This window comes from Acidobacteriota bacterium (assembly GCA_016208495.1).
Taxonomy (GTDB): domain Bacteria; phylum Acidobacteriota; class Blastocatellia; order Chloracidobacteriales; family Chloracidobacteriaceae; genus JACQXX01.
The window spans coordinates 64,143-84,849 of record JACQXX010000045.1 but is presented as its reverse complement, the minus strand read 5'-3'; the positions used below and the strand labels follow the sequence as shown (position 1 = coordinate 84,849).

Genomic DNA, 20,707 nt, shown 5'->3' with positions numbered 1-20,707 from the left:
ACCTGTTTCCGGTGGTAGTTCACTGCAGCCGAGCAACCACCAGCTATCCGAACAGCAGCCTTTCAGGATGCTCAATCCAAATACTTTCCCCCAAACGAAAACGGGAAGTTAATTTTTAACAGTCCCTAAGGACTTGGGTTGCACCTGATTGGGGTAGCAATCCGTTCTGGGGTGGTGCGCCAAATAGCTTCCCCGAGGCTAATATTCTGATTCGGCTTTGCAGATCAAACTACATCTTTTGTTAGCATACTGGATGAAAACCTAATGCTGTCTTGCTGCTGCGAAGTGGCGAAAGAAGAACTTGGTTCAAAGTTAAGATTGAATTGAAGTTGCTCCCTACTTACTCTCACAATTTGAATCTAAAACAATACTTCTTGTTTTAACAAATTGTGGCTTCTTCCACATTGACAAGCTTACTCACCTTCTTGCATATTCCTCTTGCTCTATACTGCAACGGCTTTGGGGTTACACGTCCATCCAGGTCAATCAATTTCAATACTTCTGGATTGATGAAAAATCAATGAGCCAGTTGACTTTCCTCTTGTTGGTTCTGGACAAAATTCCTGGAGTAAATCTATGGGTGACTATAACTTATCAGGATTGAGCACTCGTTCCTTTGAGCAACTTATCCAGGCGCTGGCTCTTAAAATCATCGGCCCTGGTGTCAGCATATTTGGTGATGGGCCAGATGGAGGACGAGAGGCGACTTTTGATGGGCCAACCAGTTACAGTCCGTTCGGTCGGGAGGAGGATCAATGGAACGGTTATGGAATCATCCAGGCTAAGTTTTTGCAGCGGCCTAAAAACTCAACAGATGATGGTGATTGGGCACTTAATGAGCTTAAAACAGAATTAAGAAAATTCACTCATCCGAAAAATCGAAAAAGGAAACCGGATTACTATATTTTCGCTACTAACATTGTTTTGACCCCAGTTGAAGAATCGGGTTCTCAAGATAAAGTTAAAGAGCATTTGAACTCATTTGCTCAGACTTATCCATTAAAAGGCTATGACATCTGGCATTTTGATAAAATCTCCAGATATCTCGATGGAGATCGTGATACCAGATGTGCTTATGCAGCCTGGATAACACCTGGCGATGTTTTGGCTCAGATTCTCAAATGGTTTTCCCCCAAAACCCCCAACTTTGAGACGATTATTTCCAATTTTCTTCAAAAAGAGTTTCTCAATGACCAATCTCTAAAACTAGAACAAGCTGGCCATACATTAAAACAGCGGATCTCAATTGATCGTGTTTTTGTTGATTTGCCTGCACTCGATCAACCAGCGATTGCGCCACCTTCTGAACATTTCCTGAATAGAAAGCTCCCTCCAGGGCTGGTAGCCAGAGTTCTTGAGTATGCCCACGAAAAACTCACTCCAACTTCAAACCAAACTGAACTAGGTAAGGGAAAGAAACCTGTTGATGGTTCACGAATTGTCCTCATCGGGGGACCCGGTCAGGGGAAATCAACTTTAGGTCAGTTTTTGTGTCAGTTGTTTCGAGTTTCAATCCTGAAAGACCGCACCAACCTGGAAACTGATGTTGAAGAATCCAAACGAGCATTTCTCGATCAATGTAAAGCAGAGGAGTTAGACATTCCAACTGTTCGACGATTTCCAGTGCGAGTTGTTTTAAATGACTTTGCCGCTAAACTTGCCAGCGATCCTACAACCAAATCGCTTCTCTCTTATCTCGTTACTCAAATTGGTGATAGAACCAATCATGATTTGTCACCCGATAATCTCCGCGAATGGCTAAGGACATACCCATGGTTATTGATCTTGGACGGCCTGGATGAGGTTCCTGCGTCAAGTAATCGGGATCGAGTATTGAATGAAATAAAAGGATTTTTTGTCGATATCAATGATTACGGTGCAGATGTTTTGGTCCTTGCCACAACAAGACCTCAAGGATACAACAACGACTTTTCAACAGATATTTACCATCACCTTTGGTTAGCACCTCTTTCTCCAGTACGTGCCCTGCACTATGCAAACAGACTGGTCAGCGCCAAGTTTGGGCCTGAATCAGACACCCAGCGTACAGTTCTTGAAAGACTTAAACGAGCCTCAGAAAAGCCAACAACTGCTAAATTGATGGAAAGCCCCTTACACGTAACCATTATGGCAGCTTTGCTGGAACGGCTTAGTGAACCACCCCAGGAACGATGGAACTTGTTCAGCCGATACTATCAGGTTATTTATGAACGAGAACTTGCTGACCGACCGGCTTCGACGGTGTTAAGTGAACGCGAGGCAGAAGTCGAGGGTGTTCATCAACGAGTCGGATTACTACTTCAGATAAAAAGTGAACAATCGGGAGAAACGAATGCTCAGATATCTTCTCAGCGTTTCGAAGAACTGGTTGAAAACCAACTAAAAGAGAGCGGATTTAGCGGGTCAAAACTTCGAACTTTGCATCAACAGATTTTCGATGCAGCTACTAAACGACTCGTTTTTCTGGGGGATCCCAAACCAGAGACAATCGGATTTGTAATTCGACCATTGCAGGAATTTATGGCTGCCTGGGCACTAATGATTGGCAATGAAGAAGAAATAAAGAAACGATTGAGGAAAATTGCCCCCATAAGCGCGTGGCGGAATGTGTTTTTGTTCGCTGTTGGAAAATGCTTTAAAGATCGAAATAAGGGTCTTTTGAATGAAATCTCGAAGATTTGCACCGACTTTAATGACCCAGCCCAATACAGTCTATATTCAGCAATTCGTCTTGGATCTCAACTTGCACTGGAACTACTTGAAGAAGGATCCCTTTTAAAGACTCCGAATTCTGCTAAACACTTCATAGAGATTGCCTTACATCTTTTGGATGTGCCCAAATATTTAGAAAATAACCCTTCATGGTTTGCTGAGCGCCTCGCTTCTATTTATACCCCTGACTTGGAAAATGAATTCTCTAAAGCAATAAATTCTCGGATTTCACAAAGCAATCCGCAAAGTTGTCTGGGTGCCTGGGCTTGTTTAAGTATTCTTATTCGACAGGAAGTTGAATGGGCAGAAGAACTCGAAACTAAATATTGGCCAACTGATCCGCTTCAACAATTAGCAGTTTTTAATGTGTGTCCATTGAGGAAGCAAAATGTATGGATAGTTAAAAAGATGATTGATCTCGTTCCGCACCTATCCCCATTGGATTTTATAAATAGCGAATGGAAACTCTCATTTCTAGATACAAAGTTAACTAGGGCTCCATTGGAAAGCGAGCCAAAGGCGCACCTTGGGTGGCTAAGTAAGGCACTTGAAATCCTGCGACATTCAAGAATTTCGCCCCCAATTCTGGAAATCAAAGTTAACGTCCCTTCAAATGCTCGTCTCAAAGCAGTCCTTTTATTTGGATTACCCCAACAAAGTACTGACAACTCAAGTTCCTTGGAGAAAATGCCAAATCCATCTATTGAATGGATACTCGTCACGGCCATAGATTCCTTTGTAATCAATCCTTCCCGGGAATCACTATCAAAAGCACTAAGATGCATTGGAGAGAACTATCACATTCTCTCAGATCATTTTCTTAAATGGGTTAGAGAAAGTGGGCCATGGTTGGTAGAGTTATGCTTATTAGCAACTCATAACAAATTAGATTTATTAACAATTGCAAACCATATTGAAAATGGAGATATGGGAGACGTAGAAGACTGGAGAGAAACAGAGCGAATTTGGGTAAAGAATGGCATTAGCATTGAACAATTTCGCTTAAAGGTAGAAATACCTGAATTGATTAAAGCTTTCCAAATGAAAAACCTCCTTCTCCCATTTCCTTATGAATACCGTTTAGCCCCTGTTTCAAAACAAAATAATATTAAAGAACAATTCAGTTTTTATTTCCAACTTCAAGAAACTACGGTCAAACAGTTTTATGCTTCGTTTCTGCTTTTGGTTTGGAGAGATATAAATTTAGACGATCAGGTTTGGATTCAGGAGCAACCTGTTCTTACACCTATCCAATTTCAGTCGTTTCTGGAAGATGCTTCATCTGGTTATTTAAATTTTCCTATCGAAATCTTGCAATTCCTTGAGATCCATAACCTTCTCGATAATGAATGGATGGAGGTTATAGATTCATTTGCTAGAAAAATGAAACTAGAGATATATACCGTTAGTGGAAACGACTATCTAACTAAGCTATTTTCACAAGGATTTTGTTCAGATCCAACTCGTTTAGGAATTCTCAAAATTCTTAAAGCGTTTACTGCTGTAGGTAACGCTCCCAATATTCCACTATCATTGCTTGATCCAGATCGTTTTAATGATCCTGATTATCGTGAGTCAGCACTTATCATTCAGCTTGCATTAGGATTCAAAAGTTCAGAAGCTACTGATTTGGCAATGAAAATAGCCGATTTAGTTGAGGGTCAAAATGATGTACTTGAATTAACTCTCCATACTTTAAGCCATAGAGAATCCAATGACGCAATTCAACACTTCTTGATTGCACTGCAAAAACAACTTCTTCCTTCAAAATGGCACGAAGCAGCAAAGGTCACGGAGCGACTTCAAAGAATCCAACAAAGCCAACGAAGTCAACTAAATAACTTTGAGATCTGGCAAGACCTTGGGTTTTCGCATGAACTTCATCAACTGCTTGAATAGGCAATCGGATCGCTGGACCTATCTTCACCAACTAGATTCAATTCATAAACTTCGCCACAATCGAGTCAAAATAAATCACGACGTAGAGCAGCGTTGCCAGATTGACGTACAGCAGCAGTGGCACCACCCACGCCAGCACCACCAGCCACGAACCGCTGTGCAGGTAGATCATCAACGTCATCAGCGTCAACCCGATGTACAGATCCATCCCAACTTGCCGTCCCCAATGCAGTTCAGCCATTTTGAACAGACTTCGAAGCAAGTCTTCTTTGGTGCTACAGAAAACCGTGAAGGCCAGAAAACTGAGATAAATCACCCAAATCAGCACTTTCACCGAGGCGAGCGGACCTGAAAACGAGAAAATCCGGTCGCTCCAACCGGTGTAAAAAGCAATGCCAGCGAAAACAACATAACCAGACCAGAGGAGTAAGTTTTTCCAATTCATAGGGTTCAGAAGACCAGGGTTCAGGGTTCAGAAAACCAGGGTTCGGGGTTTTTCTTCGAAAGTATTGATTTCTAACCACTAACCACTAACCACTAACCACTAACCACCAGAGGGATTCTTCATTCTCAATTCTTTTTTCTGAAGCGCGGCTTCAAGCAAGCGGGCCACCAGTTCGTGGTTGCCGCGCCGGGCGTCGGTCAACGGTGTGCCTCCCCAGCGGTCAATCGGGCTTAGATGAACGCCGCGTTCGATCAGGTATTTCACCACCACGTCGTGACCCTCTGAAGCCGCCAGATGGAGCGCCGTGCGTCCGTCATAGTCCGCTCCGTCGAGGTCTACGCCAAGCGATGCCAGTTTCTGGATCTCGCTGATGTCGCCCTGACTCGCGGCCCAACACAAATTGACGGTGCCTTCGATTCGGGTCTGGTTTTTCTTGAGCCGGGGGTCGCGTTTTTTGTTCTCACCCAACGTCAGGCTGTCAAAGTTGTGGAAGTTATAGCGCTCCACGAGCTGTTTGCAAAACTCAATGCCCCGTACCGAGTTGCCCAGCGCGTCCAGTCGCGGAGACCAGAGCGCAATTCCCATCACGCCCGGAACCACCACCATCAACGCTCCGGAGACACCACTCTTGGCCGGCAACCCAATCGAGAAGGCAAATTCGCCCGAAAAGTCATACATCCCGCACGACGACATCAGTGAAAGGCAGTTTTGGACCGTCCGGGCATGGAAAATCCGGTCTCCGGTGATAGGGCAAATCCCGGCACTGGCCAGCGATGCGGCGGCCACGGCCAGCGCCTCGGCTGAAGTCTCAATCGAACAACACTGAAAGTAAAATTCCAGGGATTGAATCAAATCCGTTCCAGCCGGAAACGCCTGTTTCTCGCGCATAAAGTAGCCCAAGGCAAAATTTCGATCCGCTGTCCGGCGTTCCGAGAGGTACACCGGATTGTTAAAGCTGACGCGCTGGCCTCCGGTCAGCCGTCCCCAGGTGTTGAGCACGTAGTCAAACCGGTCAGCCGGTTCAAGCCCCGGCTTAATCATCGAACAACACATAATCGCCCCGGAATTGATCAATGGATTATGCGGGAGGCCATCGTTGTTGAGCGTCAGTTCGTTAAACCCGCGCCCACTTGGTTCGCGTCCGACGTGCCGATGGACGTGCGTTTCGCCGTGCTCTTCGAGCGCCAGACAGTAATTGACCGGTTTGCTGACTGATTGAAGACAAAAATCTACCTGGGCATCGCCCAACGACAATCGCTGACCGTCAACCGTGCAGATCGAGACCGCAAATTGTTCGGGATTGACCCGGCTGAGTTGTGGAATGTAATTGGCGACTTTTCCCGAAGTGTTTTTCCGAACGCTGGTAAACATCTCCTGAAAGACTGCCACCATTTCCTGAAACTCGGGGATGATCAAATTTCCCTGAATCGCTTTTTTGATCAGGCTGCTGTTCTGGTGGCAAATTTCCTTGAACTGGGAAAAGGTAATCCGGTGGTTGGCTTCGAGCGCCCGCAGTGTTTCGACTGTTTTCAGAAGGCGCGGATCATTGACCCAGATGCCGCAGTCCTGAAGCCGGGCAAACAAATCATCACGCGAAATCGTGCCGTCAATATCACATCCGAAGAGCTGAAACAGTTTTTGATATTCGAGGTCAATCCCATTGAGTACAACAGGTTGACCGTCCACGGTTCCGATGTGGGGAGGAACGAGATCTTGTTCTGTCCGGGCTTCATTTGAAGTCGCCCCCAGGCCGTCTGATTGAAACGACATAGCAATTCCTTTCAGAAGTTCAGGTTTGAAATGGTTCAGATGGACGAAAAAGAGTGGGCTCTGGAATGAAAGGGTTTGATGAAAGTTCGACAAGGTTCATTAAATCAACTGGATAGACAAATCTTGTCCTGCTTGAGATCCTTTTGCAAGCCAAAGTTGTACTGGCCAGAACTGGCTGCTCGCTTGCCAGGGTTCATTTTTGTCCCTACATTCCACAATTTAACGAAATCCTGAAAATCAACTCACCAAAGGCAGTAAAAACAACTTATGACTCAATTGGACTACACCGTGAGAACCATGACCCGTCAGGAACTCGATATTGCCGTGGGCTGGGCGGCAGCCGAAGGCTGGAATCCAGGGCGCTACGACGCTGATAGTTTTTATGCGGCAGACCCAACCGGATTCCTCATCGGATACCTTGGAAACGAACCCATCGCCAGCATTTCAGCCGTGAAATATGGCGATTCTTTTGGCTTCATTGGGTTTTATATTGTCAGGCCCGAGTATCGCGGTCGAGGGTATGGCCTTCAGATTTGGAATGCGGCTATGGCGTATCTCAGTGGCCGCACTGTTGGTCTCGACGGTGTTCTGGCCCAGCAGGAAAACTATCAGAAATCAGGATTTACCCTGGCCTATCGAAACATCCGCTACCAGGGCACCGGCGGTGGTGTGCGTCCAACCGACTCAAACCTGGTTCCACTGTCAACAATTCCATTTGATGAAGTCTGCGCCTATGACCAGCCATTTTTCCACGACAATCGCACGTCGTTCCTGAAAAGCTGGATTTCCCAACCCGAGAGCATTGCGCTTGGTGTCCTCGGAACTGACGGAAGACTTGCAGGATACGGTGTCATCCGCCCCTGTCAATCTGGGTTCAAGATTGGTCCATTGTTTGCCGATAGTCCGCAACTGGCGGAAGACCTGTTCCTGGCCTTGAAAACCGGTGCCCCAAATGAAGCACCAGTCTTTCTCGATATTCCTGAAGTCAATCCTGCGGCACTGGAACTTGTCCAGCGACACACCATGGTCAGCATGTTTGAAACAGCCCGGATGTACACTCAGACCTGTGCCGCATTACCCGTCAACCGGCTGTTTGGGGTGACCTCTTTTGAGCTTGGGTAGGGATTGATAAGGCATCTTTAACCACGAAATACACGAAATACACGAAAAAATCGAACATCTACTAAAACCTGTTTCTCAGATTGCTTCAGTTCAGCCCGTTCAGCCTGTTCCCACACTCCCCATATGTGGTTGATCTACCTGAGGTTGGTGTACTTTCCAACGCTCTGGCTGGGGCTTGCCACACAGTTTGATTTGGAACCCGGGACCATAATGGACACCTCTTTTGCCAATTCCAATCAAAACTGGTCAAATCACAATGAGTTTTCAACTTCGACCCAGGCGACTTTCTTTCCGGTGGAACACCGTCAAAATCCGGCTTCACGGACGCTCGAAACTTATTACATTTGTATTTTCAGCCATTGTAATAACGCTCCTTTCGATCTTTTTTTGGATTCACCATCAGGTTGATTCCGACCTGGCCCGCACCAGAAAACTCATTTCAAATCAAGAGTTTATTGCCTTTGAGCACAAACATCTCGGGCCTATTGAACATTCAAACATTCAAACAATTTTTACTGATTCACACGTGACCGATGTAACCAGGTTTCAAAATACACTGGTGGCGGCGACAACCGGTGGGCTGGTTCAAATTGGGAATCAAGCCCGGCATTTCACCCTTCGAGATGGCCTACCAGAACACGATCTCACCTGTCTGGCGGTTTTTCACAACACATTGTGGATTGGAACCGAGAAAGAGGGGCTCATGACTTTTGATGGCGTACAGTTTGAACACTACACCTGGCCCAATCACAATCAACACATTACGGCCCTGCTGGCTGACGCTCATTCCCTGTTGATTGGGACACAAGCCGGCGGATTGATTGCCTTTGATGGATTGCGATTTACCCAGGTCCAGTTTGAACGTGAAAAGCACCGATTTCCCGCAATTGAATGCCTTTCCAAAATTGAATCACGGCTCTATGTCGGCACATATTCCGAAGGATTATGGGTTCAAACCAGCGGACGCTGGCAGCAGTTCACCACCAGCCACGGCCTGCCTTCTGACCGGGTGGTGGGTATTGCCGAACTGGGTGAACAGGTGATTGTGGCGACCGATTTCGGGTTGGCCAGTGTCTCCAAAACCGAAATGGATCAGGCGGAAGCCACCACCCCCAATCTTTTTCATACACTTGCGACGCTACCGGGATTGGCTTCACTTACGACCTGTCAGGGAAAAATCCTGATGTGTCAGGACAATGGAGCACTCTCGACGGTCGTCCAAACCGGCAATCAGCTTTCGGTTGAACCACTTGACCAGCCATTTGTCAGTCAAACCCCTTCCCTTTCTGGATGCCGGGTTTCAGCAGTTGAAAACAGCGTGTTTTTGAACAGTGACCAGGGATTGTGGAAGTCATCAGAAATCACCACCGACGTTTCTCAACTTGCATTTGAACCGATTGCCCTTCCAGCCTCACTGGGTTCGCTGACCAGCAATCAGATTTCAGCTCTGGAGTTTGACGCCGACGGAAACCTCTGGGCCGGGACCTTCCGTGACGGCATTGATGTCCTTTCCCCGACAGGGAAACGAATGGCGCATCTTGAATCCGATGCGCTCCGGGATATAAACCAGCTGGTGTTTGACCCCCAACTCAAGGTCATGTGGGCGGCAACGTCAAATGGACTGATGAAGATTGACGCCCTCACCCAAATGTCCTCGGTCACGACCCGGCAGGGACTTTTAAGCGATTCTGTCAATTCAGTGTTTCCGGGCACAGAATTGGTTGTCGCCACCAGCGATGGCCTTTCCACGGGTAAACCCAATCAGTTCAAAAGTTTGACCCGAATCCAAGGCTTGCCGGGTAATTCGGTATATTGTGTTCTGCAGGTTGGACGCTCGGTGTTTGTCGGCACCGGAGGCGGACTGGCCGAAGTGCAATCCGGCAAAGTCATCCGTGTCTGGACTGATTCCAATTCACACCTGACCCATAACTGGGTGTCAGCACTCGCCGCGACTGAATCACGTTTATTTATAGGAACTTACGGCGGCGGTGTCTTTGAACTTCTTCCATCCGGTGATCTGCACGCCTTCGACATCGGCAAACAAACCGTCAATCCCAATGCCTTGATGTGTTTCGGAAACAAACTCGGTGTCGGCACACTCGACGGAGCGTGGATTCTGGACCTGGACTCACAGAAATGGACGCACCTTTCCAGCGAACTTCCGTCTTCCACCGTCTTGAGCCTGACAGCAACTGATGAACACCTCTATGTGGGAACGGATGCGGGGATTGTTGTTTTAAAACAGGGTTCAGGGTTCAGGGTTCAGGGTCTTTAAAGCAGGGTTCAGGGTTCAGGGTTCAGGGTTTGGAAAACTAAGGTCATCACATTTATCAGGAAAGATTCCTTTGCAGAGTCAAAATTTTATGAAATGGCTTAACCTTCATATCACCAGCAATCTCAAGAAAATCAATCTTCTGGGATTATCACCTGAACCCCGAACCCTGAGCCCCGAACCCTGTTTTTCAAACCCTGAACCCCGAACCCTGAACCCTGTATTCATTCTGGCTTTCCTTCTCATCCTTCCCTGCTGGCTTCCAGTCTTTCGAAGTCACGCTCAATCGGGGGTTCTGATTCCGTCTTCGATCAAAGATAAACCGGATGCGGCGATTCTTTCGCTCCAGGTGATGCACGTTGATGTGCGGATTGACAATCAACTGGCTCGGGTTCGAGTTCGTCAGATTTTTGATAATGCGATTTCCTCGACGCTCGAAGGAAAATACCTGTTTGCGTTGCCAAAGCTGGCTTCGATTTCGGATTTTGCGGTCTGGGACGACGATTTGCGGATTCCTGGCGTGGTCATGGAAAAACGTCGGGCCAATGAAATCTATACTCAGATCAAAGATCAGCAGGTTGATCCAGGTCTGCTCCAACAAGATGACGAACACGGCGGAAATTCAGCGTTTTCAGCCAAAGTCTTTCCGATTCCACCATTTGGCACCAAACGACTGGAGCTTGAATACACCCAAATGCTGCCGGTTGACAGCCTGACGTCACATTTTACCTTCCCACTTAAACCGGCATTTGGCGACGTGCAAACCTGCGCGAATTTTTCCATCCACGTCCATATTGTCAGCGAAACGCCGCTCTCGCCGCCTGTTTTTCGGTCAAAGGCGTATCCGATGCGGGCGCTCACATCCAGTCCCAATGAATTTGAATATGAGTTCACGGGTCAGCAGGTCAAATTGACTGATGATTTTGCGCTCGATTATCAACTGAAGCTTCAAACCAGTTCGCTGTCGTGGCTGGCCTATCGCGCACCGGAATACATTTCAGCCTATGACCTGCGCGACCCGGCGCAGGCCGCACAAAATCCAGATGGCTACTTTCAAGCCACGGCGACGTTTCAGATGGGTCAACCTTCCCAAGCCGCCCCGGCACGAAATGTTCTGGTGCTCCTGGACACATCGCTTTCGATGCATGGGGAGAAACTCGTTCGGGCAGTCGAAGCCGTGGAGTTCTTTCTGCATAACCTGACGCCGCAAGATCGCTTTAACCTGCTGCTTTTTCATTCTGAAGTCATTCCCTTTTCACCCCAACCTGTCCCAGGCACGCCCGACCAGATCGAAGCGGCCTTGAATGTAATTCGAAGTTCCTACCTTTCCGGCGGCACCAATCTCAAACAGGCACTCTTGAAAGCAAAGGAACTGATCGGACAATTCCCGACTGGTGAACGGACGCTGATTCTGATTTCAGATGCCAACCCAACGCTGGGCACAACCCAGCAAAAACAGTTGATCCAGACGTTTACCGCCAATCAGAAGGAAGTCACCGGGCTGCGATTTTTTGCTTTTGCACTGGGGAGTGATGCCAAAACGACGTGGCTTGAAACCCTGGCCGAGCACTTCAACGGCTTCTCGGTCCAGGTGCGGGAAACCGAAGACATCGCCGCCCAACTCAAGCTGTTTTTCGACAAAGTTGGAGCTTCGATTCTGTCCGGAGTGCAGTTTGTCCCTGCCAACCCAGAGCTGTTTTATCAGGTTTACCCAAACGGCCAGCATACGTTTGAGGGAGGCAGCCTGGCGTTTGTCGGACGGTACAAACCATCTGCCGGCTCGACTTCGGTCCAGGTTCAGGCATATCACAGCACGGACCCGATCCAGCTTTCCCAAACCGTTTCGCTGCCTGAGCTGGACGCCACCCACGATCATTTACCCCGATTGTGGGCCCAGGCCAGAGTGACGGCGCTACTCAAGGAAATGGATTTGAATGGCGAACGCGAAGACTACATTTCAGAAATCATCCGGCTGGCTCAAAAATACAAGCTCGACACGCCGTACACAGCCTTCATTGCGGCACCACGGGCGTTGCTGCGGCCACGGTTGATTCAACCGGGTGATCCGGTGATCCGGGTCAAAACCGATGAATCCATTACGTCAGTGTTTGCCGTGCTGCCGTTTGGCGAGACACTTCCCTTGCAATTTATTGAGGATAAAAAGGTTTGGGAAACCAGATTTCTGGCGCCGGCCTGGTTGCCCGATGGCACGTATCGCTGCCGGTTGCTCCTGACAGACAACCATGGCAACGGCTATCAAGAAGCCAAAACCTTTGTGGTTGACTCTCATCCGCCAAAGCTCAAAGGCACGGCAGACACACCTACCGTCAGAAGTGGTGAGCTGGTCCGGCTCCGGGTTTCGGCTGATAGCGACACCGTGCGACTGGTTGCCAAAATGTACGGCGCCCAACCAGTTCAACTTGTCTGGTCAGACCAGGAAAAAACCAATTGTGGAACGCTGTGCATTCCAAAGGGCCTGGCGCCTGGACGCTATCTCGTCACGGTAACGGCTGAAGATTTCGCCCACAATCAGGCAAGTACTGAGATTGAACTTCAGGTTTATTAGCTGAACCAAACCAAAATATTCACCACAGAGGACACCAAAGGAGCACAGAGAATCAAAAATTTCCTCAATTCCTCTGTGGTCCTCTGTGTCCTCTGTGGTTAAAAAGTATGAAACCGCAATTGCTCGCCGCACTCACTGTGGGTCTGGTTGTCCTGAGTTTTTCTTTCTGGAAAAGCCGCGCCGATGCCGTTCCACCAAAAACTGAAGACCTGCAAACTCAAATTGAGGCCGCACTCTATACCCGGGCTGAATTTTTCGGAACTCAGGCGCTGGTGCCAGTTCCAACTGCTGAAGCACGCACCCGAATGGAAGCCCTGCAAGCCCAATATCCACAGGCATCGCTCATTGCCCGGCACCTGTCACAACTCGATGAGAAACTGGGAAATCCCGATCTGGCCGAAAAAGAAATCGAGCATTATGCCGAGCTTGAACACCAGAGTGTTGAAAGCCTCGAACTGGTCGCCGCTTTCCAGGACCGACAGGCTCGATTTGACCACGAAGCCAAAACATTGGAACGATTGCTCAATGTCGTTCCAAAAGTACAGAAAGTCTCGATTCTGCAGCGGCTTATTTCCCACGCTCGAAAACACAATTTGACTGAGTATCTTGGCCCACGGTACTACCAGAAGGTCATTGAACAGGATCCGTCCGTGGTTTCAGTCATTATTGAACTGATTGACTGGCTGACAAATGAAAAAAATTACCCGGAAGCCCTGAAACTGGTCCAGCAGTACAAACCGCACTTTCCGCAAAATACCAGGTACTTTGTGGTCACCGAAGCCAATCTCCTGGCCAAACTGGGTCGCGAAAAAGAGGCCGAAGTCGTTTTTTCAACCACACTCGATGCACAATGGTCTGAAGCCCTCGCCCAGTCATTTGACTCGTTTCTGGACGAACACGACCGATACCGCGCCTTCTATTTTGAAATCAAAGAACAATTTCTGCAGCACCCAGAGAACTTTTCCCTGCTCGTCAAACGCCTCCATTATCTGGAAGGACACTATGCAGGCGGCTCGGTCAAAAATGATATTCTCCGCCACGAAAAGGCCCGTGCTGAACGCAATCAGCCGTTGACGCCAGATGAACTCCTCATCATCAGCCACTATTTGATTGAGGAAAACGAGCCTGATGAAGCCGCCCGGTATCTCTACACGGTTTGTTTGCAGAGCCAGGTCAAACCCGGAGACCCCATTCGCGCCAAAGTACTCTATCAACTGTTTGAAATCCTGATGGATGCCCAGAACGAGCAGCTTTCATTGACCAACAATGACCTGCAGTTTTATCAGGATATTGCTACGGCAGATTCGCATCCAGGGCTGTTTGGCGCCGTGCTGTCGCTTATTTTTTCAGATAGCGATGTGGGCGATACGTTTGAAGCAAAGCAAACCAATGCCACTCGATTTTTTAATCAAGCCGCTGCATTTCGAATTTTTTCAGCCTACAAACAGGAAAACCCGACTTCGCCCGAACTGGCGCAAATGTATCTGGATATTGTTCGGTTGTATGCCGCCACCAAGGAACTTCAAATTGCCGATACAACACTGGTTGAATTTGAGCAACGCTATCAGAATGCGCCGCAATTTCCAGAAGTCGCGCTCAAACTGGCGGATGCCTACCTGGCCAGAGACAACCGCCAGGAAGAACAGGCCGTTTTGCAGCGGGTACTCGATTACTTCGGCAAAAACCGGAAGCCCGGCGATCAGTTACTGCCGTTTTCTCCCCAGATTGGGTTTTCGACTGACCTCACCGGACCACCACCCAATCAAACCAACGCCGCGTCCCCATCAAACCCTGGCATCAACATCCCCAATACCAAAGACGCTTCACCACCTGAGAATTGGAGTTATTCATACAGCACCTTCAATAATCACCTGGGCATTTCAGCCGAAACTCAGCCCCAAACCATCACTTATGGAATCGTTTTGGACCGGCTGGTTGCTTCGCTCTTTGCCCAGGAGCGGAGACAAGACATTTTGAGCCTGTATGCCAGTGAACTGAAAAAATATCCGGACGAACAGGGCCTCTATGAACAATGGTTGCAATGGCTTGACCAGACCAATCTGGCTGAAGAACAGCTCCGGGTATATCGAGAAGCGATTGCCCATTTCCCCACAACGCTCTGGCATCATCGGCTGGCACGGTGGCTGATCCGGACCAAACGCGACCGCGAGCTTGAGACTTTTTCCCGTCAGATGGTTGCCACGTTAAATGACTCTGAAACCGAAGCGTATCTGTTGAAAGTCGTTGAGTTACAGGCAAATCCCAGAGCAAATTTCGACCAGAGTTTTGCCTTTGGCATGTATCAACTGGCACATGCGCGTTTCCCGCATAACCTGATGTTTGTCAATGGGTTGCTGAAGATTTATGAACAGCGGAAAGAATGGACCGAATGGCGCAAACTGATGGCGGAATATGTTTTTGTATCGCCGGGAATTCGCCGCGAATTTCTGTCACATCTGGCCAGTCGGAAAGAACTTCGATCCTCAGTTGAGCAAGCCCGGAAAAAGTGCGCAACGACGACAAAAAATCCGCTGGAACTCCTTCCCTACAAACTCTTTCAGGCTGATGCGGCCATCCGGCTTTCTGATTTTGAAGGCGCGGTCGAGACTTATCGCGAGCTGACTCGCCTCTATCCAAACAATGCCGAATTTACCCTCCGCCTCGTGGCATTGAACCGCTCGTTTGGGCAAAAAGACCGCACCGCTTTAACTGAAGCGGCCACCACTCAACATGCCTATACCGAAGCCAATCCCGCCATTAGCGACCTTCGCACCACGTCGGGCGAACTATATGCCGAACTGGGCGACTATGGTCAGGCCAAAGCCGAATGGGAAAAGCTGCTCGACCTTGGCCGGGGTGAGCCCGAAATCTATCTCAACACGGCGACGCTCTACTGGGACTATTTTCAATATGATGACGCGTTGCACACAATTTGGCGGCTCCGGGAACAACTCCATAATGATAGCCTGTATGCCTATCAGGCCGGGGCCATCCACGAAGCCAAACACGAGCGGCCCCAGGCGCTGGCGGAGTATGTGAAGGCGTTAAATCAGGAAACCACCGACTATGCTGACCGCCGCAAAACCAGAGCACGGTTGCACGTTTTGTATGATCGCCAGGATGTTCCCCAGGCGCTGGAACAGGCACTGGCACAAAGCTATCGCACACAACCGGAACCCGAATGGCTGGTGCTCGGATATGCCGAATTTTTGAAGGAAGTCGGCCAGGAAGAACAGGCGGTCAATCACCTCAAAACCGAAGTCACGAAAAGCCGGTCCCAGGAATTTCTCGCCCGAGCCCGCAGTTTTTTCAGAAATAGCAGTCACCTCGATGGCGAAGCCACCACACTGCACCAACTTATCGCAAATGCCAAAAGCCATCAGTTTGCGATTTCGTTTCACCTGCAACTGGCTGAACTGTACAAAAATCACCGTGACCTGGCTGCCGCAGACCAGGCCCTTCGACACCTTCTTGAGAAGTATCCGCGCAACTACGGCGTGTTGAGTGAAGCCGCGGACATCTACTGGCGGATGGGGCAAAGTGACCGGACGCTGGAAGTTCTCAATCAGGGACGTCAACGCGGCATCGGCAAATTTGCCTACCGGTTTGCCCGCAAGTTGGCGGCGCGATATCTCGACCTGAACCGGTTTCCGCAGGCCGAGCAAGTCTTGACACAACTGCATCAGGAAAACCCACTCGATGCCGGGGTGTTCCAGGAACTGGCCCGGATGTATGTCAAAACCAGCAATCCAGCCGCGTTACAGCAGGTTTTTCAACAAAGCCTCAGCGCCATCCAAAAACAGGACATTGAAATCCAGGAAATTCGATATCAGGTGGCGGATGTGCGGGAAAAAATGATCACGGCGTTTACTCAGTTAAAAGACTATGACGCCGCCATTGACCAGCACATTGAAATTATCAACCGCGAACCGGATGACGAAGACCGACTCACTGCCGCGCTTAACTATGCGAAGCGATACGGCGGTGCCGAACGGCTGTTGACCTATTATCAGCAAACAGCGAAACAGGCGTATAAAAATTATCGCTGGTATCTGGTTCTGGCGCGAATTTATGAAACCAAAAAGGACTGGCCAAAGGTCATTGAAAACTACCGAACGGCGATTGGGAACCAACCTGAGAAAGCTGACCTCTACGCGGCAATCGCCGAAGCCCACCTCAAGCTCGATCAAGTCAACGAGGCCATCAAAGCCTTGCGCAAAGCCGCAGAACTGACCAACGACGATCCGGAATACCTCAAAAAACTGGTCAAAGTCCTTGAACAGGCTGGTTTTCATAAAGAAGCCGCCGTGGTTCGACAAAAACTCCCCGAACCACCGCCACCAAAGAAACAAACCTTAGCCGAACAGCTTGCCGAAGCTGAACAACTCCGAACCACTGATAAGGCCAAAGCAATTGCACTCTATCGAAACGTCTTTGAAACCTATGCGTCCAATCCGTACAAAAATGAAATCAACATCGGTGATCTGACCAGTTACGTGCAAACGCTTCACTCTGAAGAACCTCTGGACAAGATTGCCGGACGACTCTGGGACCTGCGCCAGAAATTGATTGCCGAACGTGAATCACCAACCAGTCTGCAAGCCGGGACCGCTCAGGAACGAATCAAATTTCTGAATTATGGACTGGTGGCGGCAGTGGCGGCTGAAGCAGCCGACCGGGCTACCGGTGACGAACTGGCGGCCCTTATCCAGGACCTGCGGCAACGCATCGAACCCGCCGTTTCCCAACCTGATCAATTTGAAACCATCAGCCTGTTGCGCAACTTCGCGGCCAAAGCCGGGTTTACTCACCTGGAAGAAGAAATACTCAACGCCCAGCTCAAAACTTCAACCCACGTCAACGATTTCCATCGGCAGCAAGTGTTTGAACTGGTTGAGTTTTATCGCACGCACGGAGATTTCCAGCAGGCACTGGTCACGCTGGTGACCGAATATGAGCGCGACCCCGACAAACCTTCCGTTGACTATCTGGAAGCGATTGCTGACGAATCGCACCGCCTCAACAACCGTGAAAAAGAACTCTGGGCATTGAGAACTTACTATCAGCGGTACACCGGTGAACTTTGGAAACAGCCTACCCCAACAGTTGAGCGCTATTTTGAACTTCTGTTTGATCTGGGCGATGCCGGGAAAGCTGAACTCCGGGCCTGTGCCGAAAAACCGTCTCCGTTCCATCTTCAACTGGTCAATTTCTTGATTCGAAAGCAGATGACCGACCTGGCTCACCTTGCTATTCAGAACGCACCGCTTTCCGCAGCCTGGAAATCGGCTCGCACGGCCCAAACCGGGCTGGTTTTGCACGAATTGACACCGCCGATTGATGAAGCTTTTCAAAACGCGCTCCGGTTTACCACAATTGGGGAGCTGGTCAAACAACGTCCCGACACAACCAGTCAACTGGTGGGCGATGATTGGGCAATGCTGGCTCAAAATTACGGCCAGTGGGTATTTCAAAAGCAAACTACCGGCGACAAACAAATCACAAGCCCCATTCCACCCACCGGCTGGCTGCAGGCTGGACTTGAAAACCGCCCTGAAGACGCTGCTGAACAGATCAGACTGGGTCGCTGGTTTTTAGCTCATCACGACCCACAATCAGCGCTCACCCATTTGACGCTGGCGCTTGAAAATACGGCTGACCCGGCTACGGTCAGACTTGATCTGGGTCAGGCACTCTGGCAACTGGGCGAAACAGTAAAAGCCAAAGAACAATGGGAGCAGGCCATTTCCTCAGACTTCAATCGTGAATTCAGTGAACGCTATCTCCGCATTCTGACCGAACATGGACTCAGTGAACAGAGTCGGGCACGGCTTTTCCCGATTCTGGTCAAAGAACTCAAACGGATCGAAAAAGAAAATGACGAGGTCTATTACAGCGACCCCAAGAGCCAGTTTGAACCACTGAAACCTCTGCTTCATACGCTTTCGGCATCCTTTCATCCAGCATTGAAGACCGACACGCCGCTTTCACCAGCCGCAGCCCAGGCCCAGGCGGCTTACTTTAACCAATTGTGCCTTGAGCTTCCCAAAAATAGCTGGCTGGCAGAAACCGTGATTGGTGAATCACTGGTCAGCGAAACAAAACACGCTCAGTTTTATCAGCTTTTGATTGACCAGAGTTCCGGGCTGAGTCGCTACAACTACGATTATCAATTTACCGACCAGCTCAAGACGACATTCAATCCGTTGCGGGCTGAAGAAATCCTCGACCACAAAAATGACTATCGTGTTGAGGAACCAGAATCTGACCGATTGAAATGGCACCAGGCGCTCATTGAATCCCAACTTTCGCAGCAACAGACCGCCGCCGCCCTCAACACAGTTGAAACTATCGAAAACGAACTCAAAAACAGTTACCCACGCCCGGAGTGGCTCCGGCTGACCCGCTTCCGCCTGGAAGCACAGACCGGAACGGCAACCCTTTTTGAAGAACTCAACCACTTCTGTGGGATTGAAACCTACCCGGAAACACTCACAGTCCAGAAACCTTCATTGCGCCGATTGAATGATGTGGTTGCGCTGCTTCAGGAAGAAAACCGCACTGACCTGGCTCACAATCTGCTCCAGGCCGCCTATGAACGGATGCTGGCGCTGGAACAGCTTGAACCGTCAGCCTTTATCGGCCTCGCCCGGCTGGCCTTTGAGCGAAACGACACCAAAGCTGGCCTTCAATTTCTGAATTTCCTGACCAGCCTCGATGAGGACGAGACCAGAGAAACGACTCAGGCTGCCGTAGCGAAACTCTCATTTCTTGCCAGTCGGGCCATTACCGACCCGGTGGTTGAAAAACCCGCTCCGGTTCTTTCCGTTTCTCGCGGAGAGGCCCTGGCTCTCAGCGCTGAACTGGCCGCAGAGGTCGGTCAGATTGAGCTTGCGATTCAATACCGGCAGCGGATTCGAGCCATTCATCCGGAAAATGAAATCAACCGCCTCGAACTGACCCGATTGCTGGCCCTGGCCAACCACACATCAGAAGCCGTTGCTGAACTGGCTGCCCTGCTGGGAGATCGTTCCGTTTTGCGAAAAACCCGGTGGCAGGCAGTCTGGCTCGCGCCCGAGTTGATCGGGACAAACCCTGCGTTGTGGACAATGCTTGAACAAATGGTTCAAACCAAAGGTGATACTGAGATGTTAACGGCGATTCAGGCAAGAAAGCTGGCTTCGATGAATCAGGCATCCGAGGCACTTCAACTCCTCAACCAGCAGTCGCCAGTTTTTGCTAATCCATATGGTTCATTCTTCAGAGCCCTTCTGGAACAAGCAACCCACCAGCCCAGCCAGGCTATCGCCGATTTTTCGCGGGCTCAAACAAATAACCCGCACCTGTCGATGGTTGAGAGCTTTGGGTTTGTCGAAGCCGACCCGCAAATTCAGCAAATCGGGTTGTACCTTGACAGGAACCAGCCGCGAGCCGCCTTCACCATCGCCGACAAATTAACCAGTTTGGAAAGTACCCAACCAGCGACGGAAGAAGCTACTTCCGAAAACAACACCCGTGAATCTGCACCAGTTGCTTTGCCGGAACCAACCGTTCAGCCTCGGTGTCAAACCCTGAAAACCCTCACCCAAAATCGTCAACACCAAATCCAACTTGAGCTTCTGGAGCGGTTGTCGTTCGCTGCCGAAACCATCAAAGCCTATGACATTGCCCTGAAGTATGAAAACCAGCGACGGGCACTCCTTTCTGATCCTGCCCGACAGTCAGCGAGTGAAGCTCGCATCGAAAAGCTTTCGGCCCTGCTGGCGACGCAACCTGTCCCGCCCGCACCAACCCTCGTCATTGACCAGAGGTTGGTGACACCTGTGGAATGAAGAATGTGGTTAGTGGTTAGTGATGAGAGTTGCACAAAAATCGAGCCTTTGGGGACTCATAAGCGCCAGGATAAGGGTTTGAGGCCCGA

General features: G+C 49.4%; 7 protein-coding genes. 5 read left to right on the top strand and 2 right to left on the bottom strand.

Translation table 11 applies throughout. The features are described 5' to 3' along the window. Nucleotides 1-576: 576 nt before the first annotated feature. Nucleotides 577-4,611, top strand: a complete 4,035-nt coding sequence (locus tag HY774_07795; GenBank protein ID MBI4748378.1) for a hypothetical protein — start codon at nt 577-579, stop codon at nt 4,609-4,611. A 37-nt stretch (nt 4,612-4,648) separates the two neighbouring features. On the opposite strand, the gene HY774_07790 is transcribed toward HY774_07795, so the two are convergent. Next, nucleotides 4,649-5,056, bottom strand: coding sequence for a hypothetical protein (locus HY774_07790; GenBank protein MBI4748377.1), 408 nt, complete (start codon nt 5,054-5,056; stop codon nt 4,649-4,651). 99 nt (nt 5,057-5,155) lie between these two features. Next, nucleotides 5,156-6,826 (bottom strand): glutaminase A, encoded by a 1,671-nt coding sequence (gene glsA / locus HY774_07785; protein MBI4748376.1) that lies wholly within the window; start codon nt 6,824-6,826, stop codon nt 5,156-5,158. Nucleotides 6,827-7,093: 267 nt separating this feature from the next. Between glsA and HY774_07780 the strand changes: the two genes are divergently transcribed. The 4 genes from HY774_07780 to HY774_07765 all read left to right on the top strand — a co-directional run bounded on the left by HY774_07780 (nt 7,094) and on the right by HY774_07765 (nt 20,618). Next, the gene (locus HY774_07780) at nt 7,094-7,948 is read left to right on the top strand and encodes a GNAT family N-acetyltransferase (GenBank protein ID MBI4748375.1); all 855 of its coding nucleotides are present in this window, start codon (nt 7,094-7,096) and stop codon (nt 7,946-7,948) included. 256 nt (nt 7,949-8,204) lie between these two features. Next, nucleotides 8,205-10,223: a hypothetical protein gene (locus HY774_07775; protein ID MBI4748374.1), complete on the top strand. Its 2,019-nt coding sequence runs from the start codon at nt 8,205-8,207 to the stop codon at nt 10,221-10,223. 88 nt (nt 10,224-10,311) lie between these two features. Further along, entirely contained in the window at nt 10,312-12,786 is a 2,475-nt protein-coding gene (locus HY774_07770; protein MBI4748373.1) for a VWA domain-containing protein, read from the top strand. Between the two features lie 107 nt (nt 12,787-12,893). Next, nucleotides 12,894-20,618 carry a hypothetical protein gene (locus HY774_07765; GenBank protein MBI4748372.1) on the top strand — a complete coding sequence of 2,575 codons (7,725 nt, stop codon included), beginning with the start codon at nt 12,894-12,896 and terminating at the stop codon, nt 20,616-20,618. The last annotated feature ends 89 nt before the right edge of the window (nt 20,619-20,707 follow it).